General features: G+C 74.9%; 17 protein-coding genes. 9 read left to right on the plus strand and 8 right to left on the minus strand.

Translation table 11 applies throughout. The features are described from left to right. Positions 1-412: 412 nt before the first annotated feature. Positions 413-925, minus strand: coding sequence for an EamA/RhaT family transporter (locus ACGFS9_RS32275; protein WP_393258440.1), 513 nt, complete (start codon positions 923-925; stop codon positions 413-415). 95 nt (positions 926-1,020) lie between these two features. Next, positions 1,021-1,338: an SH3 domain-containing protein gene (locus tag ACGFS9_RS32280; protein ID WP_393258442.1), complete on the minus strand. Its 318-nt coding sequence runs from the start codon at positions 1,336-1,338 to the stop codon at positions 1,021-1,023. Between the two features lie 136 nt (positions 1,339-1,474). On the opposite strand from ACGFS9_RS32280, the gene ACGFS9_RS32285 reads away from it, so the two are divergent. Then, the gene (locus ACGFS9_RS32285; protein ID WP_393258444.1) at positions 1,475-3,628 is read left to right on the plus strand and encodes a PQQ-binding-like beta-propeller repeat protein; all 2,154 of its coding nucleotides are present in this window, start codon (positions 1,475-1,477) and stop codon (positions 3,626-3,628) included. A gap of 57 nt (positions 3,629-3,685) precedes the next feature. On the opposite strand, the gene ilvD is transcribed toward ACGFS9_RS32285, so the two are convergent. From ilvD to ACGFS9_RS32305, 4 genes are all read right to left on the minus strand, one after another. After that, entirely contained in the window at positions 3,686-5,539 is a 1,854-nt protein-coding gene (gene ilvD / locus ACGFS9_RS32290) for a dihydroxy-acid dehydratase (RefSeq protein ID WP_393258447.1), read from the minus strand. A 193-nt stretch (positions 5,540-5,732) separates the two neighbouring features. Beyond that, on the minus strand, positions 5,733-6,350 hold the full coding sequence (locus ACGFS9_RS32295) for a TetR family transcriptional regulator (RefSeq protein ID WP_393258449.1): 618 nt from the start codon (positions 6,348-6,350) through the stop codon (positions 5,733-5,735). Beyond that, complete coding sequence (locus tag ACGFS9_RS32300; protein ID WP_393258451.1) at positions 6,347-7,171, minus strand: sugar phosphate isomerase/epimerase family protein; 825 nt, start codon at positions 7,169-7,171, stop codon at positions 6,347-6,349. The genes ACGFS9_RS32295 and ACGFS9_RS32300 overlap by 4 nt, the downstream gene beginning before the upstream one ends. Positions 7,172-7,592: 421 nt before the next feature. Then, positions 7,593-8,531, minus strand: coding sequence for a Ppx/GppA family phosphatase (locus ACGFS9_RS32305; RefSeq protein WP_393258453.1), 939 nt, complete (start codon positions 8,529-8,531; stop codon positions 7,593-7,595). A gap of 125 nt (positions 8,532-8,656) precedes the next feature. On the opposite strand from ACGFS9_RS32305, the gene ACGFS9_RS32310 reads away from it, so the two are divergent. Further along, positions 8,657-9,496, plus strand: a complete 840-nt coding sequence (locus ACGFS9_RS32310) for a hypothetical protein (RefSeq protein ID WP_393258455.1) — start codon at positions 8,657-8,659, stop codon at positions 9,494-9,496. 81 nt (positions 9,497-9,577) lie between these two features. Here ACGFS9_RS32310 and ACGFS9_RS32315 read toward each other — a convergent pair whose 3' ends face one another. After that, the gene (locus ACGFS9_RS32315) at positions 9,578-11,431 is read right to left on the minus strand and encodes a hypothetical protein (protein WP_393258477.1); all 1,854 of its coding nucleotides are present in this window, start codon (positions 11,429-11,431) and stop codon (positions 9,578-9,580) included. A 323-nt stretch (positions 11,432-11,754) separates the two neighbouring features. Between ACGFS9_RS32315 and radA the strand changes: the two genes are divergently transcribed. Together radA and disA are read left to right on the plus strand one after the other, a co-directional pair. Continuing rightward, complete coding sequence (radA, locus tag ACGFS9_RS32320; protein WP_393258458.1) at positions 11,755-13,164, plus strand: DNA repair protein RadA; 1,410 nt, start codon at positions 11,755-11,757, stop codon at positions 13,162-13,164. Positions 13,165-13,244: 80 nt separating this feature from the next. Then, complete coding sequence (gene disA, locus ACGFS9_RS32325; RefSeq protein ID WP_393258461.1) at positions 13,245-14,369, plus strand: DNA integrity scanning diadenylate cyclase DisA; 1,125 nt, start codon at positions 13,245-13,247, stop codon at positions 14,367-14,369. Between the two features lie 252 nt (positions 14,370-14,621). Here disA and ACGFS9_RS32330 read toward each other — a convergent pair whose 3' ends face one another. After that, a complete protein-coding gene (locus ACGFS9_RS32330; RefSeq protein WP_393258463.1) occupies positions 14,622-15,452 on the minus strand; it encodes a hypothetical protein in 831 nt (276 codons plus the stop codon). A gap of 191 nt (positions 15,453-15,643) precedes the next feature. On the opposite strand from ACGFS9_RS32330, the gene ACGFS9_RS32335 reads away from it, so the two are divergent. The 5 genes from ACGFS9_RS32335 to cseC all read left to right on the plus strand — a co-directional run bounded on the left by ACGFS9_RS32335 (position 15,644) and on the right by cseC (position 20,251). Next, a complete protein-coding gene (locus tag ACGFS9_RS32335) occupies positions 15,644-16,561 on the plus strand; it encodes an A/G-specific adenine glycosylase (RefSeq protein WP_393258466.1) in 918 nt (305 codons plus the stop codon). A gap of 247 nt (positions 16,562-16,808) precedes the next feature. Next, on the plus strand, positions 16,809-17,360 hold the full coding sequence (locus tag ACGFS9_RS32340) for a SigE family RNA polymerase sigma factor (protein WP_393258468.1): 552 nt from the start codon (positions 16,809-16,811) through the stop codon (positions 17,358-17,360). After that, positions 17,348-17,998, plus strand: a complete 651-nt coding sequence (locus tag ACGFS9_RS32345; RefSeq protein ID WP_393258470.1) for a hypothetical protein — start codon at positions 17,348-17,350, stop codon at positions 17,996-17,998. Before ACGFS9_RS32340 ends, ACGFS9_RS32345 begins: the two co-directional genes overlap by 13 nt. A gap of 10 nt (positions 17,999-18,008) precedes the next feature. Further along, positions 18,009-18,716, plus strand: coding sequence for a two-component system response regulator CseB (gene cseB / locus ACGFS9_RS32350; RefSeq protein WP_393258472.1), 708 nt, complete (start codon positions 18,009-18,011; stop codon positions 18,714-18,716). A gap of 8 nt (positions 18,717-18,724) precedes the next feature. After that, on the plus strand, positions 18,725-20,251 hold the full coding sequence (gene cseC / locus ACGFS9_RS32355; protein WP_393258475.1) for a two-component system sensor histidine kinase CseC: 1,527 nt from the start codon (positions 18,725-18,727) through the stop codon (positions 20,249-20,251). The last annotated feature ends 294 nt before the right edge of the window (positions 20,252-20,545 follow it).

Here is a 20,545-nt window from a genome sequence, read left to right on the forward strand (position 1 = left end):
TCCGCCCGGCGCGGCGGGGCTGTCGACCGGCCGCGGCGAGACGCCGAGGCAGGACTGATCGCCGCTCACGGTGAGACGGGACCGGGTCCGCCCGGCGCGGCGGGGCTGTCGACCGGCCGCGGCGAGACGCCGAGGCAGGACTGATCGCCGCTCACGGTGAGACGGGACCGGGTCCGCCCGGCGGGGCGGGGGCTGTCGACCGGCCGCGGCGAGACGGCGACGCGGGGCTGATCGCCGCTCACGGCGAGGCGAGACCGGGTCCGCCCGGCGGGGCGGCGGCGGTTGGCCGGCCGCGGCGGGACGGCGACGCGGGGCTGATCGCCGCTCACGGCGAGACGGGACCGGGTCCGCCCGGCGGGGCGGGGGCGGTTGGCCGGCCGCGGCGGAACGGGGCGGCGGTCGCCCCGCCGGCTCAGGACCTGCGGCCCTTCTTCGCCTTGGCCGGGTTGCCGGTGCGGCGGGTGGTGCGGCGGGCGTACCGCTCCTTCGCCGTCTCGTACTCCGCGCGCACGAGGCCCTCTCCGGGGGCCTCGGTGACCGAGCGGAAGCAGTAGGCGAGCAGCGATCCGACGAACCCGATGGCGAGGAGCCCCCGCAGCGCGGCCTGGCGGTCGGGGTCGGGGCGCCGGCCGAACGCTTCCCAGGTGTGGCGGAAGGCGAGGGCGCTGCACACCGCGAACATCACGACCACGAGGACCGAGACGGGTGTGCCCACATCGGCGATGGCCAGGCCCTGGTAGGCGAAGCGCAGGATGAAGCAGGCGGCCACGGCGGCGACGAGCGAGCCGGCGGCCACGCCGACGCGCCGGACGGCGTAGCCCCCGTCGTGCTCCACCCAGGTCGTCCCGAAGAAGCGCAGCGGTTCGGGGCGGGGCCCCGCGGGGGTGCCGGCCGCGCCGGAGGAGGGGGTCGTCTCGTCGCTCACCCCACGATTATCGCCCCGGCGCCGGGAGGGCGTCCGCCGCGGGGTCCGGGCCGGGGTACCGGCCCGGAGGCGCCCGGCGCCGCGCGGGGAGCGGGTCAGGAGCAGCGCGAGGCCACGTAGCCGTCGCTCCCGGTGTGCACGTAGGCGTCCGAGACGAACTGGCCGTTGGCGATGTTGTCCCAGATCCTGCTCGTGCCGTAGGGGCCGCTGACGGACTCCCCCGGGCACTGGCAGTAGATCGGGACGCTCGACCCCGCGGGCAGGGTGCGGACGATGCCGAAGTGGGTGCCCGGTCCGCTGCGGACGTTCAGGGTCACGCCGGGTGCGATCGGGTACGTGCGGAGCGCCTGGGCGCTCAAGCCCGCTCCGGCGTCCCGCGGCGCGCTCGCGACGGCTGTGTCTTCCGTGGCCATGATTCTGCTCCCCCGTTGGTTGGTTCACGCCCCGTTCGGGCCGGGCGCAGAGGCTAGCAAGCCGCCGAGGTTTCGCACGCAGGATCGACTAGGCTCTGCGCGTCGCGCACGCGGTCGAACCCACGGGGGGTGAGTGATGCCGCCACAGCGCAGCACCGGTACGGACGCGGAAGCGGAACAGCCGCGCCATGCCGGACAGTACCTGCTGGAGGCGGAACTCGGCTCCGGTGGCATGGGGGTCGTGCATCTGGCGCGCTCCGCCTCCGGGTTGCGGCTGGCCGTCAAGGTCGTGCACGCCTCACTCGCGCAGGACCCCGAGTTCCGGGGGCGGTTCCGGCAGGAGGTGGCCGCCGCCCGCCGGGTCAGCGGCGCGTTCACCGCACCGGTGGTCGACGCCGATCCGGAGGCGGAGAACCCGTGGATGGCGACCCTGTTCATTCCGGGGCCGACGCTCGCCGAGCACGTGAAGCGGAACGGCGCGCTGTCCGCGGGGCGGCTGCGGCATCTGATGGCCGGGCTCGCCGAGGCGCTGCGGGACATCCACCGGGCGGGGGTCGTGCACCGCGATCTCAAACCCGGCAACGTCCTGCTGGCCGAGGACGGCCCGAAAGTCATCGACTTCGGCATCTCCCGCCCGTCCGACAGCGAACTGCGCACGGAGACCGGCAAGTTGATCGGCACGCCGCCCTTCATGGCGCCGGAGCAGTTCCGCCGGCCGCGGCATGTGGGGCCGGCCGCCGACGTGTTCGCCCTCGGCTCGCTCATCGTGCACGCCGCCACCGGGAGCGGGCCCTTCGACTCGGACAGTCCGTATCTGGTCGCGTACCAGGTCGTGCACGACGAGCCGGACCTGACCGGGGTCCCGGACGAGCTGGCCGGCCTGGTCGCCCGCTGCCTGGCCAAGGAACCGGAGGAACGGCCCACCCCGGACGAGGTGATGACCGCGCTGCGCTCGGTCTCCGCGTCGTACGACACCCGGGCCTTCGTCCCCCGGCAGCGCGCGGGTGACGCGGAGGCACCGGAGCCCGCGTTCCCGGTCCGGGCCGCCGCCTCGGAGCGACCGGAGGGTTCCGAGGACCCGACCCACACGAACGGGCCGAAGCGGGCCGCCCGCCGCTGGCGGCTGCCGGTGGCCGCCGCGGCCGTCGCGGCGGCGATCGCGGCGGCCGGTCTCGCGGGGCTGCGGGACGAGCCGCGCGAGCCCGCCGCCGAGCGGCAGACCGCGTCGGCGCCCGTCGCCTTCCGGCCGTGGCGGCTCGACCTGCACGCCCCCGGCACCAAGGCCGAGGGGCTGCCGCGGTGCACCGCGACCGCCGCGGTGCTGTTCTGCGTCCGGCCCGGCGTGCTGGCCGCCGCGGTCGACGCGGACACCGGCACGGTGCTGTGGGCGCGGGGCGACACGGGAGACGGCAGTGCCTACGCCACCCCCGCTCCCGTCCTCTCCGGCGGGCTGCTGCTCGTCGGCAGCGGCAACGGACGGCGGCTGACCGCGCTCGACCCGGACAGCGGCTCGACGCGCTGGAGCCGTGACGTCGCCCGCTACGCGGGAGGCGTCACCCACGTCGCGGGCACCGTCCTGCTCAGCGGCTCCGACTCGGTGGTGACCGCGCTGGACGCGGCCACCGGCGAGGAGCGGTGGCACCACACGATCCCCGGCCTGACCGTCCCGCGGTTCCGCTCCCTCGGCGACGGGACCGCCTACGCGGTGGCACCGCCGTCCGGGTCGGCGACCGGGGTGACCGCGGTGGACCCCGGGACCGGCACGGTGCGCTGGCGGCGCGAGGTCGAGGGCACCCTCGATCCGGTGGCCGCGCGCGACGGCACCCTGTGGTTCACCTCGGTCACGGCCGACCAGTCCACGGACGCCGTCCTGCGCTACGACGTGCGGACCCGGGCGCTTCGGCGCACCGAGCTCCGCGTCCCGATGGCCCAGGCGCAGACCGTGGTGCGGGACGACACCGCCTACCTGCTGGGCGGCGACGGCGCCCTGGTCGCCGTGGACACCCGCGAGAAGCGGCAGCTGTGGCGGGTGGAGACGTCCGTGAGCAAGGCGTCGGCGCCGGTGGTGTCCGGCCGGCGCCTGTATCTCGGCACCGTCGACGGGCGGCTCGTCGCCGTCGACACCGAGCGGGGCACCCTGCTCGGGCAGACCCGGGCGCGCCTCGGCGACCCGCGGGGTTCCCGCGTCGGCCTGCTGCCCGCGCCGCTCCCCGCGCACGGGAGGGTGTACGCCGTCTCCCCCGACGGGTTCCTGTTCGCGGTCGACGCCCGGGACCCCGCCACGTGGTGACGCGCCGAAGGGGGCCGCCCCGCGGGACGGCCCCCTTCGTGGTTCGCGGGACCCGCGTCAGCCCAGTTTCGAGACGTCCCGCACCGCGCCCTTGTCCGCGCTCGTCGCCATGGCGGCGTACGCGCGCAGCGCGGCGGAGACCTTGCGCTCGCGGGCGGCGGGGGCGTAGACGCCGTTCAGGGCGGCGTGACGGGCCGCCACCTCCTCCTCGGGGACGAGGAGTTCGATCGAGCGGTTCGGGATGTCGATGCGGATGCGGTCGCCGTCGCGGACGACGGCGATCGTGCCGCCGGACGCCGCCTCGGGTGAGGCGTGGCCGATGGACAGGCCGGACGTGCCGCCGGAGAAGCGGCCGTCGGTGATCAGGGCGCAGGTCTTGCCCAGGCCGCGGCCCTTGAGGAACGAGGTCGGGTAGAGCATCTCCTGCATCCCCGGGCCGCCCTTGGGACCCTCGTAGCGGATGACCACGACGTCGCCGTGGGTGATCTCCTTCTTGAGGATCTTGTCGACGGCCTCCTCCTGCGACTCGCAGACCACCGCGGGGCCCTCGAACGTCCAGATCGACTCGTCGACGCCGGCCGTCTTCACGACGCAGCCGTCGACGGCCAGGTTGCCCTTGAGGACCGCGAGGCCGCCGTCCTGGGAGTAGGCGTGCTCGGCGGAGCGGATGCAGCCGTTCTCGGCGTCCTGGTCGAGTGCCTCCCAGCGCTCGGACTGGGAGAAGGCCTCGGCGGAGCGCACGCAGCCGGGGGCGGCGTGCCACAGCTCGATCGCCTCGGGCGAGGGGGAGCCGGCGCGCACGTCCCAGGTCTTCAGCCAGTCGGACAGCGACGGGCTGTGGACGGAGTGGACGTCCTCGTTCAGCAGGCCCGCCCGGTGCAGCTCGCCGAGCAGGGCGGGGATGCCGCCCGCCCGGTGCACGTCCTCCATGTAGTACGTGCGGTCCTTGGCCACGTTGGGGGCGACCTTGGCGAGGCACGGCACCCGGCGCGAGACCTCGTTGATCTCGTCCAGGCCGAACGGCACCCCGGCCTCCTGGGCTGCGGCCAGCAGGTGCAGGATCGTGTTGGTGGAGCCGCCCATCGCGATGTCGAGCGCCATGGCGTTCTCGAAGGCCGCGTGGGTGGCGACGCTGCGCGGCAGGACCGAGGCGTCGTCCTGCTCGTAGTAGCGGCGCGTGATGTCGACGACCGTGCGGGCCGCGTCCTCGTAGAGGCCCTTGCGGGCGGTGTGCGTGGCGAGGACCGAGCCGTTGCCGGGCAGGCTCAGGCCGATGGCCTCGGTGAGGCAGTTCATCGAGTTGGCCGTGAACATGCCGGAGCAGGAGCCGCAGGTCGGGCAGGCGTTCTCCTCGATCCGCAGGATGTCCTCGTCGGAGATCTTGTCGTTCACCGCGTCGGAGATCGCGTCGACCAGGTCGAGGGTGCGGACCGTGCCGTCGACGAGCGTGGCGCGGCCCGACTCCATGGGGCCGCCGGACACGAAGACCGTGGGGATGTTCAGCCGCAGGGCCGCCATGAGCATGCCCGGGGTGATCTTGTCGCAGTTGGAGATGCAGATCAGCGCGTCGGCGCAGTGCGCCTCGACCATGTACTCGACCGAGTCCGCGATCAGGTCGCGGGAGGGCAGCGAGTACAGCATGCCGCCGTGGCCCATCGCGATGCCGTCGTCGACGGCGATGGTGTTGAACTCGCGGGCGATGCCCCCGGCCGCCGTGATCGCCTCGCCGACGATCCGGCCGACGGGCTGGAGGTGGGTGTGGCCCGGCACGAACTCCGTGAAGGAGTTGGCGACCGCGATGATCGGCTTCCGTCCGATGTCCGCGCCCGGTACACCGGAGGCGCGCATCAGGGCGCGTGCGCCCGCCATGTTGCGGCCGTGGGTGACTGTGCGGGACCTCAGCTCGGGCATCGTCGCTCGCTCCTTCGGGGAGGCATGAGGGGGGTCGTGACTGACGTCGAGCCTACGCCGGTGCTCCAGGATCCGGACAGGGTGTCCGCATCCCGGGACATCCGTCTCGCCCTGCGACCGCGGAGGGCCGGCGTACGCGCAGCTCAGCGCGGTCGCGGCGGAGCGGAGGGGACCGACGGGGCGTGCGGCTCGCTCATGGGTTCGTCAGGTGTCCCTGCACCACGGGGGCCACGCCCGCCACCACGCGCTCGACGTCCGCGGAGGCCAGGGGCTCGATCCTGATCAGGTAGCGCAGCATCGCGACGCCGACCAGCTGGGCCGCGGCCAGTTCCGTGCGCAGTTCCGCGTCGGGGGCGTCGAGCCGGGCCGCGATGCGGCGCATCAGCTGGGCGGCGACCAGCCGGCGGAAGACGGCGGCCGCGGTGTCGTTGTTCACCGCCGAGCGGACGATCGCGAGCAGCGGCGTCCGGCTCGTGGGGTTCTCCCAGACGCCGAGGAAGAAGCGGGTCAGGCGTTCGCCGACGTCGTCGAGCGGACCGTCCACGATCGCCTCGGGCGCGGCCAGCGCGGGCGCCATGGCCCCCTCGACGGCCGCTTCGAAGACCTGCTCCTTGGTGCCGAAGTAGTGGTGCACGAGCGCGGAGTCCACGCCCGCGGCCTTGGCGATGCCGCGCACCGACGTCTTGTCGTACCCGCGCGCGGAGAACTCCTCGCGGGCCGCGTCCAGGATGCGGTCCCGGGTGGCCGGCCCGGCCGCGGACTCCGTGCGGGCGGGGCGTCCCCGGCCGCGGCGGGGGGCGGCGTCCGTCACCTGCGGGGCACCTTCGCGGCCGAGGCGAGGTGGAGGCGGGTGAAGGCGAGCGCCTCGGCGAGGTCGGCCTCGCGCTCGGCGCTGGACATCGCGCGGCGGGTGTTGACCTCGATCACCACGTGGCCGTCGAAGCCGGACTGCGCGAGGTGGTCGAGCAGCTCGGCGCAGGGCTGGCTGCCGCGGCCGGGGACCAGGTGCTCGTCCTTGGCGGAGCCGTTGCCGTCGGCGAGGTGCACGTGGCCGAGGCGGTCGCCCATCCGGCCGATCATGTCGAGGGCGTCCGTGCGGGCGGTGGCGGTGTGGCTGAGGTCGATCGTGAAGTGCCGGTAGTCGTCCCGGGTCACGTCCCAGTCGGGGGCGTAGGCGAGCATCTCGCGGTCGCGGTAGCGCCACGGGTACATGTTCTCGACGGCGAACCGGACGTCCGTCTCGTCGGCCATGCGCCAGATCCCGCCGACGAAGTCGCGGGCGTACTGGCGCTGCCAGCGGAACGGCGGATGCACCACGACCGTGCTCGCGCCGAGCTTCTCGGCGGCGGCCTTCGCGCGCTGGAGCTTGGTCCAGGGGTCGGTGGACCAGACCCGCTGGGTGATCAGCAGACAGGGGGCGTGAACGGCGAGGATCGGCATGCGGTGGTGATCGCTGAGGCGGCGGAGCGCCTCCACGTCCTGACTGACCGGGTCGGTCCACACCATGACCTCGACGCCGTCGTAGCCGAGGCGCGCGGCGATCTCGAAGGCCGTCGCCGTCGACTCCGGGTACACGGACGCCGTGGACAGCGCGACCTTCGCATCCGGGATCCGCACGACTGGTTCTGCCACGAGGGACAGCGTACGGGGTGCCTCCCACGGGCGGGCGGCGGTCGGCGGGGGCGGGCGGGCGGCTCCGGGGGGACCGCCGGCCCGGGGACCGCCCGCCCCCGGTACCGGGGCGATCGGCCCCCGGGCCGGGGGGTGTTGGGCTCCCGCCTGGGATGTACCGGCCCTCTCCGGTTCCGCCGGAGCGCCCCCGCCGCCCGGCGGGCCGTGCGCCCCGTCCCGCGAAAACTGTGGCCGAGGCCACGCGCCGGACCCGGCCGGCCAGTGCCCTGACCGGAAGGGTGCACCGGCTCGCGACGCCGGGCACGGCAGCTCGCCGCGTCGTCGTCGCCCGAGTGCATCCCCGCACGCGGGCGGCGCTCCGTGCTGCGCCGCACCGCACCGGACGCCGCGAGCCGTCCGGCGCACCCTTCCGGTCACGCCACTAGGACGTCTCCGTCTCCATCTGGTCGAGGCGGCGCAGGATCACTCCCTCGCGCAGGGCCCAGGGGCAGATCTCCAGGGTCTCCACGCCGAAGAGGTCCATGGCGCCCTCGGCCACCAGGGCGCCGGCGAGGAGCTGGCCGGCGCGGCCCGGGGAGACGCCGGGCAGTTCGGCCCGGTCCTCGGCGGTCATGCCGGTGAGGCGGGGGACCCAGTCCTCCAGGGCGCGGCGCTTGAGTTCCCGCTGGACGTAGAGGCCGTCCGTGGAGCGCGCCGCGCCGGCGATGCGGGCGAGCTGCTTGAACGTCTTGGAGGTGGCGACCACGTGGTCCGGGGCGCCGAAGCGGCTGAACTCGCCGACGGTCCGGGCGATCTCGGCCCGCACGTGCCGGCGCAGCGCCCGGACGTCGGCCGGGTCCGGCGGATCACCGGGCAGCCAGCCCGCGGTGAGCCGGCCCGCGCCGAGCGGCAGCGACACCGCCGCGTCGGGCTCCTCGTCGATGCCGAACGCGATCTCCAGCGAGCCCCCGCCGATGTCGAGGACCAGGAGCTTGCCCGCGGACCAGCCGAACCAGCGGCGGGCGGCGAGGAAGGTCAGCCGGGCCTCCTCCGCTCCGGTGAGCACCTGGAGCTCGACGCCGGTCTCGCGCTGCACGCGCGCGAGGACCTCGTCGGCGTTGCTCGCGCCGCGGACCGCCGACGTCGCGAACGGCAGCAGGGCCTCGACACCCTTGTCCTCGGCCGCCTCCAGGGCGTCCTGGACCGTCTCGATCAGTTTGTCCACCCCAGCGGGGTCGATCGCCCCGCTCCCGTCGAGCAGTTGGGCCAGCCGCAGATCGGCCTTGTGCGAATGCGCGGGCTGCGGGCGGGCGCCGGGGTGGGCGTCCACCACCAGCAGATGCACCGTGTTCGATCCCACGTCGAGGACACCGAGTCTCATGGACGGAACGCTACTGCCAGCGCGGCGCTTCGCGGGGGGCGGGGCGAAAGCCCTTGTCGAAGGGTGATCTGCCGCGACCGGACGAGGCGTCCTCGGAGCGGGCCGCGGCGACTTACCCTGGACCCGTGCCAAAGACGAAAAAGGCGAAGTCCGACAAATCGGCCACGGGTTCCTCGCGGGCGAAGGCCACGAAGGCGGAGAAGGCGGCGATGAGGAGCGACGAGAAGGGGCTCGACTTCGCTCGCGCGTGGGTGGAGTTCCCCGACCCCGCCGACGACGAGCAGGTCTTCCGGTGCGATCTGACCTGGCTGACCTCGCGGTGGAACTGCATCTTCGGCAGTGGCTGCCAGGGCATCCAGGCGGGCCGCGCCGACGACGGCTGCTGCACGCTGGGCGCCCACTTCTCCGACGAGGAGGACGAGCGGCGGGTGTCGGAGCACGTGGCCCGGCTCACCCCCGAGATCTGGCAGCACCACGACGTGGGCACGGAGACCGGCTGGGTCGCCGAGGACGAGGACGGCGAGCGCCAGACCCGCCCGTACCAGGGCTCGTGCATCTTCCAGAACCGCCCCGGTTTCGCCGGCGGCGCGGGCTGCTCGCTGCACATCCTGGCGGTGAAGGAGGGGCGCGAGCCGCTGGAGACCAAGCCGGACGTCTGCTGGCAGCTGCCCGTGCGGCGCACCTACGAGTGGATCGACCGGCCCGACGACACCCGCGTCCTTCAGGTCTCCATCGGCGAGTACGACCGCCGCGGCTGGGGTCCGGGCGGCCACGACCTGCACTGGTGGTGCACCTCGGCGACCTCGGCGCACGGCGCCGGCGACCCGGTGTACGTCTCCTACCGGCCGGAACTGGTCGAGCTGATGGGCAAGGCCGGCTACGACCGGCTGGCCGAGCTGTGCGAGGAGCGCCTCGCCGGCGAGCTGCCCCTGCTGGCACCGCACCCCGCTGACCCGGCGAGCTGACCGGGCGGGTGCGCCTCGGCGGACCCGGCGGGCGGACGCCCCGGCGGGCCGGCCCGGCCGTGCGCGGCGAACGGGCCGCCGCTACGAGGCCGGACTCGCCGTGGCGGCCGATCCGGACGGCGTGGCCGATCCGCCCGGATCGGCGGAGGACGACCCGGTGGGCGTGGGCGTCGGCGACGGATCGGCCGGGGTGTCGGACGGGTCCGGGTCGGCCGGAGGCGTCGGACCCGGGCCGGACGAGCCCCCGCTCGGGTCCGGACGGGGACCCCGCCCCTGGCCGCCGGCCGGGTGGGACGGACGCGCGTCGCCGAACCCGTCGATGGTGACCACCGAGCCGCCCGGGGCGATCGCCACCCGGGCTCTCCAGTGGCCCAGCGGCTCGCGCAGGTGGTCGACGTACGCCTTGACCGTGGTGGACTCGCCCGGTTCCAGCGTTCCCGCCGCCTTGCTCAGGTACAGCCAGGCGGCGCCGGTGCGGGCCGACCAGTGGACCGCGGCGCCGCCGGACGCGGTCAGGGTGACCAGGGTGGTGTCACCCTCGGTGCGGGCCGCCACGGACAGGTGCCCCGCACCGGGTCCCGGGGAGCCGACGACCTCGACCGAGACGTCCGCGGACGAGCCGCCCTCCGTGAAGCGGGACTCCGGCCGGGCACTGGCGTTGCCCGCGTTCTCGTAGCCGCCGGCGCGGCCCGCGTCCAGGCCGTCGGGGTCCCGGGCCTCGCTCGCGGTGGCCGGGCGGCCGTCGACGCCCTCGTCGGTCGGGGGCGCGCCCCGGTAGGCCGCCCACAGGGCGACGACCGGCGCCGCGACGACGGTGGCGACGATCGCGGTGGTGACGGCGCGGGCCCGCAGCCGGTCCCGCCGGGCCGCGTGGTCCTTGGGGTCCATCGGGAATCCCCGCCGGTCGAAGCGCGGGGCGCCGCCCCGCGTGCGGGGGGCGTGCGCCATCGCCACCCCCAGGTCCGCCTGCGGGGCGGCGAGGACGGGGAGGGCGGCGGGGGTGACGCTGGTGCCGGGCCAGGTGCCGGGCACGGCGCGCTCGGCCGTCCGGCGGCAGCGCGGGCAGTCGTCCACGTGCCGGACCAGTTCGTCGCGGAGCGTGGTGCTCAGGACGAGCCGGCTGTCGCCGGTGAGCCGGGCGACGCTCGGGCAGGTGCCCGTCTCGACGACGGCGAGGGCCGCACGGGTGCGTTCGACCTCGCAGGCGGCGGAGGCCAGCAGCTCGCGGGTGCCGGCCAGGTCGAGGCCGAGGACGGCGGCGACCTCGTGGGCGGCCAGCTGGTGGCGCACGGCGAGTTCGAGCGCCTCGCGCTGCTCCGGGGTCGTGCCGGCGGCCTCCGGCCAGGCCAGCAGGGCGAGTTCGTGGCGGCGCCGCGCCTGGGCCTGCTCGGAGAGGGGAACCGTGCCGAGCGCCTCGGCGGCCCGCCGGTCGGCGGCGGCCTTGCGGGCGTCCCGCCCGGACCCGCCCGCCTCGGCGCCCCCCGCCCCGCCGGCGGGGCCCGCCGCACCGTCGAAGGGGCCCACGGCCTCCCGCCCGCGCGGCTGCGTCGTGCGCGCCTTGCGCGGGGTGCGCCGTCCGGAGGCGTGCGTCGCCTGGCGCCGGCGGCGCGCCTCGGTGAGCCTGCGCAGGCAGGACCAGCGGGCCAGCGCGTACAGCCAGGCCCTGCGGTCGGCGCCGGACTCCGGGCCGCGCGGGGTGCGGCGCTCGGCGAGCGCGAGGGTGTCGCCGAGCGCGGCCGTCGCCGCGTCGTGGTCGCACAGCACGGACAGGCAGTAGGTGAACAGGCCGTCCAGGTACGGCTCGTAGCGCGCGGGCGGACACTCGGCCAGGGTGCGGGGGGAGGCGCCGCCGGGCACGGCCGTCCGCTTGCGCGCGGCTCCGTGCGCCCGGTGTGCGCCGGTGGTGTGCGTTGAGGTCTCCGGACTGCTGCTCATCACCCGTGCGACCGTAGGTGCCGCGCCGCGGCCGCTTCCTCCACCTTGAGCACATTTAATCCGTACGGGTGAAACGATCCCTCAATAGGGGACCTCCGCCCCTCATCCCCTGGCCTGGGCCGTGACGGGCGGCGATGGCAGTCGATGGCGGATGCGCCGGCCCGGAGCCCGCGCGGTTCCGCCTCCCTGGGGGTGAAACCGGGGCACGGGGGGCTCGGGGCGGCGGGCGGGGCGGACCGGCGACCGGGCGGGGCGGACCGGCGGACGGCCGGCGAGCGCCGGCGGCATGCCGGGCTGTCGGTGGCTCCGGCTACGGTTCGGTCATGGCTGCCCGTACGAAAACCGCGAAGGACCGGCCGTCCTACCGCTGCACCGAGTGCGGCTGGCAGACGGCCAAGTGGCTCGGCCGCTGCCCCGAGTGCCAGGCATGGGGGACGGTCGAGGAGTACGGCGCGCCCGCCGTCCGCACGACGGCCCCGGGCCGGGTCACCACCTCCGCGGTCCCGATCGGGCAGGTCGACGGCCGCCGGGCCACCGCCCGCGGCACCGGAGTGCCCGAGCTGGACCGCGTCCTCGGCGGCGGGCTCGTGCCCGGCGCGGTCGTCCTCGTCGCGGGCGAGCCCGGCGTGGGCAAGTCCACGCTCCTGCTGGACGTGGCGGCCAAGTCCGCGAGCGAGGAGCACCGCACGCTCTACGTGACGGGCGAGGAGTCGGCGAGCCAGGTGCGGCTGCGGGCCGACCGCATCAAGGCGATCGACGACCACCTCTATCTCGCCGCCGAGACGGATCTGGCCGCCGTCCTCGGCCACTTGGACGCGGTGAAGCCCTCGCTGCTGATCCTGGACTCCGTGCAGACGATCGCCTCTCCGGAGATCGACGGCGCGCCCGGCGGCATGGCGCAGGTCCGCGAGGTCGCGGGCGCGCTGATCCGCGCCTCCAAGGAGCGCGGCATGTCCACCCTGCTCGTGGGCCACGTCACGAAGGACGGCGCGATCGCGGGACCGCGCCTGCTGGAGCACCTGGTGGACGTCGTCCTGTCCTTCGAGGGCGACCGGCACGCCCGCCTGCGCCTGGTGCGCGGCGTCAAGAACCGCTACGGAACGACCGACGAGGTCGGCTGCTTCGAGCTGCACGACGAGGGCATCACCGGGCTGGCCGACCCCTCGGGGCTGTTCCTGACGCGCCGCGCCGAGCCCGTGCCCGGCACCTGCCTGACCGTCACCCTCGAAGGCCGCCGCCCCCTGGTCGCGGAGGTGCAGGCGCTCACCGTCGACTCGCAGATCCCCTCGCCGCGGCGCACGACCTCCGGCCTGGAGACCTCGCGCGTCTCGATGATGCTCGCCGTCCTGGAGCAGCGCGGCCGGATCAGCGCGCTCGGCAAGCGGGACATCTACTCGGCGACGGTGGGCGGCGTGAAGCTCACCGAGCCCGCCGCGGACCTCGCCGTCGCGCTGGCCCTCGCGTCCGCCGCGAGCGACACCCCGCTGCCCAAGAACCTCGTCGCGATCGGCGAGGTCGGACTCGCGGGCGAGGTGAGACGCGTCACGGGCGTGCAGCGCAGGCTGGCCGAGGCGCACCGGCTGGGCTTCACCCACGCCCTCGTCCCGGCCGATCCCGGCAAGGTCCCGGCCGGTATGAAGGTCCTGGAAGTGGCGGACGTCGGCGAGGCGCTGAGCGTGCTTCCGCGCTCGCGTCGCAGAGAGGCCCCACGGGACGAGGAGCGGCGCCGGTAGACTTTGCCCTGGTCTCGCCCGTCCGTACGAACCGCGTGTACGCGAAGCGGGCGTCCAGAACCTGCGACCGGAGGAGTGCAGTGGCAGCCAACGACCGGGCAGCAGCTCCCGGAAAGTCCGGTGGGAGCTCCGGTGCCGATGGCCTGATGCGCGCCTCACTGAGCGCCGTGGCACCCGGCACGGCGCTGCGCGACGGGCTTGAGCGGATTCTCCGCGGCAACACCGGCGGACTCATCGTGCTCGGGTCCGACAAGACCGTCGAAGCGATGTGCACGGGCGGATTCGTCCTGGACGTCGAGTTCACCGCGACCCGCCTGCGGGAGCTGTGCAAGCTCGACGGCGGCATCGTGCTCGACAAGGACATCACCAAGATCCTGCGGGCGGGCGTACAGCTGGTCCCCGACCCGACGATCCCGACGGAGGAGACGGGCACGCGGCACCGCACCGCGGACCGGGTGAGCAAGCAGGTCGGCTTCCCCGTGGTCTCGGTGTCGCAGTCGATGCGCCTGATCGCCCTCTACGTGGACGGCCAGCGCCGCGTGCTGGAGGACTCCGCGGCGATCCTGTCCCGCGCCAACCAGGCGCTGGCGACCCTGGAGCGCTACAAGCTCCGGCTGGACGAGGTCGCGGGCACCCTGTCCGCGCTGGAGATCGAGGACCTGGTCACCGTCCGGGACGTCTCCGCCGTCGCGCAGCGGCTGGAGATGGTGCGCCGCATCGCGACCGAGATCGCCGAGTACGTCGTGGAGCTGGGCACCGACGGGCGCCTGCTGACGCTCCAGCTGGACGAGCTGATCGCCGGTGTCGAGCCCGACCGCGAGCTGGTCGTGCGGGACTACGTGCCGGAGCCGACCGCCAAGCGGTCCCGCACGGTCGACCAGGCGCTCTTCGAACTGGACGCGCTCAGCCACGCGGAGCTGCTCGAACTGTCCACCGTCGCACGGGCGTTGGGCTACACGGGCTCCCCCGAGGCACTCGACTCGGCGGTGTCCCCGCGCGGCTTCCGGCTCCTCGCCAAGGTCCCGCGGCTGCCGGGCGCGATCATCGACCGGCTGGTCGAGCACTTCGGCGGACTCCAGAAGCTGCTCGCCGCGAGCGTCGACGACCTGCAGGCCGTCGACGGCGTGGGCGAGGCGCGGGCCCGCAGCGTCCGCGAGGGCCTGTCCCGGCTCGCCGAGTCCTCGATCCTGGAACGCTACGTCTGATCCGGCCGGCCCGCACCGCGCGACGGCCGGTGCGCCCGGTCGCGGACCGGCCGCGCGGACCTCACCGCCGAGCGCGGGCGGCGCGAGCGCGGCGGGCGGGCCGTGCCCGCGCGGCCACGCTGTTCAGCGAGCCCGCGCCGCGGCGCGGGCGGAGTCCGTGCGGGGCGGCTCGGGCGGGACGCCCCCCGGCGCAACCGCGCCCCGCAGGGCGCGGCGCCCGGCGCGCCGCCCGGTCCCGGACGGCCGCGACGTTCAGTCCTTCGCCAGGACGAACGACGTCTGCGCCTTGGCGAGACCCGGGGCCTTCGCCTCGACCAGATAGGTGCCGGCCGGAGCCGAACCGGCGGGCGGCGTGGCGCACTTGGGGGCGCCGGGCTTGCGGTCCCAGGTGACCGTGGAGGTGACCTCGCTGTGCGCCGGGACCCGGTAGAGCGCGCGGGTGGCACCCTTCGGGCAGTCGTCGGACGCCCAGATGTCGTCGTCCTCCTCGGCCTGAGTAATCGTCACGACCGTTGCCTCGGGCCCGAGATCGACCTTGCAGTCGCGGCCCGAGGAGTTCCGCGCGGTGAGCCGAAGGGCGGGGCGCTCGTCGGGGGCGTAGGAGTTGTGCACGCTCTTCAGCGTCAACTTGACCGCGCCCGCGGTGCAGTCGGGGAGACCGGAGCCGGCCTGGAGCTGCCCGTTGGGGAGCTGCCCGCCCGCCCCGTCGCCGTTCTTGGCGCCGCCGTCCCCGGAGCCGTCGCCGCCGCCCGAGCCGCCCGCACCGCCCCCGGAGCCGCCGCCGCTGCCGCCGGCGCTGCCACCGTCACCCGCGCCGCCGCCGCTGCCGCCGCCGTCCGACTCGTCGCGACCGCCGGGGTGTTGGCTGATGGCGGGACCCGAACCGGAGGGGCCCGGCGTGATCGAGGGCACGGGATGCTTCCCGTTCGAGCCGCCGGAGTCGTGGTCACCGCCCCCGCCGCCGAAGCCGACCATCCAGACCGTGAGCAGCGCCAACAGCGCTACCACGGACAGCAGAACGGCCCTCCGACGCCAGTAGATGGTGGAGGGAAGCGGCCCGACCGGATTGCGCAGTGATCCCACGGCGCAAACTGTACGAGAGATCGGCCGTCTGTCCGGTCCCACCCGCCGCCTCGGCACCAACTTTTCCGGATCATCATCCCGGCGGGCACGCGTCCGGGGACGCGGGGAGGGCCGGGTGCGGCGTTTCACCACCGCCCGCCCCCGGCGTCAGCCGCGCGGGCGGGCGCGCGCATGGCAGGATCGACACCGCCATGACTGCACCCACCAAGCCCACCGAGACCACCCGGACCGCTCCCGGCGAGGACCTCCACGCGCCCGTCATCGACTGGTTCGACGAACACGCCCGCGACCTGCCCTGGCGGCATCCCGACGCCGGCCCCTGGGCCGTGATGGTCAGCGAGTTCATGCTCCAGCAGACCCCCGTCAACCGCGTGCTGCCGGTGTACGAGCAGTGGCTGGCCCGCTGGCCGCGCCCCGCCGACCTGGCCGGGGACGCCCCCGGCGAGGCCGTCCGGGCCTGGGGGCGGCTCGGCTACCCGCGCCGGGCGCTGCGGCTGCACGGCGCCGCGGTGGCCATAACGGAACGGCACGGCGGCGACGTGCCGACGGACCACGCGCACCTGCTGGCGCTCCCCGGCATCGGGGAGTACACGGCGGCGGCGGTCGCGTCGTTCGCGTACGGGCAGCGGCACCCGGTGCTGGACACCAACGTCCGCCGGGTCCTCGCCCGCGCCGTCACCGGCGTCCGCTACCCGCCGAACGCGACCACGGCCGCCGAGCGCCGGCTCGCCCGCACGCTGCTGCCGGAGGGCGAGAGCACGGCCGCGCGCTGGGCCGCCGCCTCGATGGAACTCGGCGCCCTGGTCTGCACCGCGAAGAACGAGTCCTGCCACCGCTGCCCGATCGCCGCGCGGTGCGCCTGGCGACTGGCCGGCAAGCCCGAGCACGACGGGCCGCCGCGCAAGGGGCAGACCTACGCGGGCACCGACCGCCAGGTCCGGGGCAAACTGCTGGCCGTGCTGCGCGAGGCCCATGCGCCCGTCCCGCAGAGCGCGCTGGACCGTGTGTGGGAGGAGCCCGTGCAGCGCGCGCGGGCGCTCGACGGGCTGGTCTCCGACGGACTGGTCGAGCCGCTCCCCGGCGGTCTGTACCGGCTGCCGTCGACGTGACGGCCGACCGGATCGGCACGAACCGGACATAGCCTGGCGCGGCCTTACCCCGCTCCTACATCCGTTACACAACCGACGGACAGCCGAGGGCTGCCCGCAGGCTGTCCCGGACAACCCCGTGACAACGCCTCCGTAACTTCATTGCCGTACCGCAGGGCGGCCGCGACAGCGGCCGGGGAGCCCTCGGGCGCAGACGACGGAGAACCGGCAGCAGGCGGGTCGGACACGGGGACGGAGGCGGTTGATCATGGCGCACGGCGAGGTGCTCGAATTCGAGGAGTACGTCCGTACCCGGCAGGACGCGCTGCTGCGCAGCGCCCGGCGCCTGGTGCCCGACCCGGTCGACGCCCAGGACCTGCTCCAGACCGCGCTGGTGCGGACGTACGGCCGCTGGGACGGGATCGCCGACAAGCGCCTCGCCGACGCCTACCTGCGGCGCGTCATGATCAACACCCGCACCGAGTGGTGGCGGGCCCGCAGGCTCGAAGAGGTGCCCACCGAGCAGCTCCCGGACGCGAGCGTGGAGGACGCCACCGAGCAGCACGCGGACCGTGCGCTGCTCATGGACGTCATGAAGGTGCTGGCACCCAAGCAGCGCAGTGTCGTGGTGCTGCGACACTGGGAGCAGATGTCCACCGAGGAGACGGCCGCCGCGCTCGGCATGTCGGCCGGAACGGTCAAGAGCACGCTGCACCGGGCACTGGCACGGCTCCGCGAGGAGCTGGAGAGCAGGAACCGGGAGGAGAGCGCCGCCCGCGCGCTCGAAGCGAGTAAGGAGCGGGAGCGTTGCGCGGCCTAGGAGTTCGGGCCAGTCAGGTCCTGAAGGCGGGGAGTTCGGCGGCGGCCGCGCTCGCCGCCCTCGGCGTTTTCCTGGCCGCCTGCGCCACGGGCGGCACCGGCGCCCGCGACGAGGGACCGGCGGGCAGCGACGTCGTCGCCAAGGGCAGCACGGCCCCGGTCGTCTCCGCCTCGCCGACCACGCCGCCCCGGCGGGTGGACGCGGTGAAGATCGTCCGGGACGACCCGACGGTCGGCGCGGCGGTCAAGCGCGGCCTGAAGCCGTGCGTGGCGGACGAGTACCCGGTGGACGTGTCCTACGGCGACCTCACCGGCGGTCCGTCGACCGACATCGTCATCAACGTGATGACCTGCGCCGACGCGGTCGGTATCGGCTCGTACGTGTACCGCGAGGAGAACGGCCGGTACCGCAACGTCTTCAAGGCCGAGGAGCCGCCGGTCTACGCGGAGATCGACCGGGGCGACCTGGTGGTGACCCAGCAGCTGTACAAGAGGGGCGACCCGGTGTCGTACCCCTCCAGCGAGGAGGTCATCACCTACGGCTGGTCCTCGACCCGTTTCGTCGAGCGGTCCCGCATCCACAACGACTACAGCAACGCGGTGGGCGGCGCGAGTTCGCCCTCCCCCGAGGCGAACTGAGAGCAGCCGGATGGCAGAGCAGACCCATGTCCTGTTCGTCGAGGACGACGACGTCATCCGCGAGGCCACGCAACTCGCCCTGGAGCGCGACGGCTTCGCGGTCACGGCGATGCCCGACGGACTCTCCGGCCTGGAGGCGTTCCGCACCGACCGCCCCGACATCGCCCTGCTGGACGTCATGGTCCCCGGACTCGACGGCGTGTCGCTGTGCCGCCGCATCCGCGACGAGTCGACCGTCCCGGTGATCATGCTCTCCGCGCGCGCCGACTCCATCGACGTCGTGCTCGGTCTGGAGGCCGGCGCCGACGACTACGTGACCAAGCCCTTCGACGGCGCGGTGCTGGTGGCCCGCATCCGGGCGGTGCTGCGCCGCTTCGGGCACGCGAACGGCGGCCGGGGCGCCCCCGCCGAGGGCCCCGCGTCGCTGGACGGCGGGGTGCTCTCCTTCGGCGAGCTGGAGATCGACACCGAGGGCATGGAGGTGCGCCGGAACGGGGCTCCGGTGGCCCTGACGCCCACCGAGATGCGGCTGCTCCTGGAGTTCTCCTCCGCGCCGGGTACGGTGCTGAGCCGCGACAAACTGCTCGAACGGGTGTGGGAGTACGGCTGGGGCGGGGACACCCGCGTCGTCGACGTCCACGTGCAGCGGCTGCGTACGAAGATCGGCCAGGACCGCATCGAGACGGTCCGCGGCTTCGGCTACAAGTTGAAGGCCTGAGCAGGAGGATGCGGGGGATGTTCCAGCGGTCGGCGGCGGGACCCGGCACGGGCGGGGCGCCGCGCGGGCGCGCAGCGGTCGGGGACGCGGGCGCGGACCCCGTCGTCGGCCGGGTCACGAGCCCGGCCGCGGGCCCGGGGACCGGGGCGGCGGGACCCGGCGCCGGCCGCGACGCGGGTCTGACGCGCGGTCTGGGCATCGGCATCGACCGCGGCTCCGACTCGGGCACCAGCATCCGCACCGGCATCCGCTGGAAGCTCAGCACCGCGATCGCCCTGGTGGGGGCGCTGGTCGCGGTCGCGCTCAGTCTCGTCGTGCACAACGCGGCCCGTGTCTCCATGCTCGACAACTCGCGCGACCTGGCGGACGAGCGCATCCAGCTCGCCGAGCGGATGTACGGGCCGGGGCGTCCGCCGCCGTTCGGCGCCAAGATAGACGACCCGGCGATACCGGCGGACCTGCTGGCGAAGGTCACGGAGGGCCGGCGGGCCACCTACGTCTCCGACGGGGCGACCGGGGTGCCGGACATCTGGGCCGCCGTCCCGCTCCGGAACGGGCAGGTGCTGTCCTGGCACGAGCGGTTCACCGACCGCAACGCGGACGTGATGCACGATCTCGACCAGGCCCTGGTCATCGGCTCGATCGCCGTCGTGTTCGGCGGCAGCGCCCTCGGCGTGCTGATCGGCGGTCAGCTCTCGCGCCGGCTGCGCAAGGCGGCGGCCGCGGCGAACCGGGTCGCCAAGGGGGAGACCGACGTCCGTGTCCGCGAGGCCATCGGCGGAGTGGTGCTCGACGAGACCGACGATCTCGCGCGGGCCGTGGACGCCATGGCCGACGCGCTCCAGCAGCGCATCGAGGCCGAGCGCCGGGTCACCGCCGACATCGCGCACGAGCTGCGCACCCCGGTGACGGGGCTGCTCACCGCGGCCGAACTGCTCCCGCCGGGCCGGCCCAGCGAGCTGGTGCGGGACCGGGCGCAGGCCATGCGCACGCTCGTCGAGGACGTCCTGGAGGTCGCCCGGCTCGACGGCGCCTCCGAGCGGGCCGAGTTGCAGGACATCATGCTCGGTGACTTCGTCGTCCGCCGGGTGGCCGCACGCGGAGCGGACGTCGAGGTGCGCGTGGTGCACGAGTCCGAGGTGACCACCGACCCGCGTCGCCTGGAACGCGTCCTGTTCAACCTGCTCGCCAACGCCGCCCGGCACGGCAGGCCGCCGATCGAGGTGACCGTCGAGGGGCGGGTCGTCCGCGTCCGCGACCACGGTCCGGGCTTCCCCGAGAAGCTCCTCGCCGAGGGGCCGAGCCGCTTCCGCACCGGCAGCACCGACCGCGCGGGCCACGGCCACGGGCTCGGGCTGACCATCGCGGCGGGCCAGGCTCGGGTGCTCGGCGCCCGCCTCACCTTCCGCAACGTGCGCCCCGCGGGCGCTCCCGACGAGGTGCCCGCCGAAGGGGCGGTCGCCGTGCTGTGGCTGCCCGAACACGCCCCGACGAGCACCGGCAGCCATCCGATGCTGCCGCCCGCCGGGGCCTGACCGCCCCCGCGCCGACCGGGTCCCACGCGCGCAACCGGACCGTGCGTCCCCCGTAGGCGGACGCACGGTCCTGGGGCGGCGGTGGCGGGGTGGGAGCGGCGGACCGGACGGCGGACGAGAACCCGTGGCATGCCGGCGGGCCGGGCGGTCCCCGGCGGCGGCGACGGGGAGCGCGCACGGCGAAAGCCCCCGGGGCGGACCTTGGGTTCAAGGGGTCGTCGCAACACCGCTTGGTTTCAGGTGGTGAGTAGATCACGTAGACGCTCGGCTGGGGTATCCCAGCCGAGCGTCTTG

It is taken from the genome of Streptomyces sp. NPDC048566 (assembly GCF_043199735.1).
Taxonomy (GTDB): domain Bacteria; phylum Actinomycetota; class Actinomycetes; order Streptomycetales; family Streptomycetaceae; genus Streptomyces.

Bases quoted from the DNA above. Each gene is read 5' to 3' on its own strand.
- cseB (WP_393258472.1), top strand. From the start codon at position 18,009: ATGGCAGAGCAGACCCATGTCCTGTTCGTCGAGGACGACGACGTCATC.
- cseC (WP_393258475.1), top strand. From the start codon at position 18,725: ATGCGGGGGATGTTCCAGCGGTCGGCGGCGGGACCCGGCACGGGCGGG.
- ilvD (WP_393258447.1), bottom strand. From the start codon at position 5,539: ATGCCCGAGCTGAGGTCCCGCACAGTCACCCACGGCCGCAACATGGCG.
- radA (WP_393258458.1), top strand. From the start codon at position 11,755: ATGGCTGCCCGTACGAAAACCGCGAAGGACCGGCCGTCCTACCGCTGC.
- ACGFS9_RS32340 (WP_393258468.1), top strand. From the start codon at position 16,809: ATGGCGCACGGCGAGGTGCTCGAATTCGAGGAGTACGTCCGTACCCGG.
- ACGFS9_RS32315 (WP_393258477.1), bottom strand. From the start codon at position 11,431: ATGAGCAGCAGTCCGGAGACCTCAACGCACACCACCGGCGCACACCGG.
- ACGFS9_RS32305 (WP_393258453.1), bottom strand. From the start codon at position 8,531: ATGAGACTCGGTGTCCTCGACGTGGGATCGAACACGGTGCATCTGCTG.
- ACGFS9_RS32280 (WP_393258442.1), bottom strand. From the start codon at position 1,338: ATGGCCACGGAAGACACAGCCGTCGCGAGCGCGCCGCGGGACGCCGGA.
- ACGFS9_RS32285 (WP_393258444.1), top strand. From the start codon at position 1,475: ATGCCGCCACAGCGCAGCACCGGTACGGACGCGGAAGCGGAACAGCCG.
- ACGFS9_RS32335 (WP_393258466.1), top strand. From the start codon at position 15,644: ATGACTGCACCCACCAAGCCCACCGAGACCACCCGGACCGCTCCCGGC.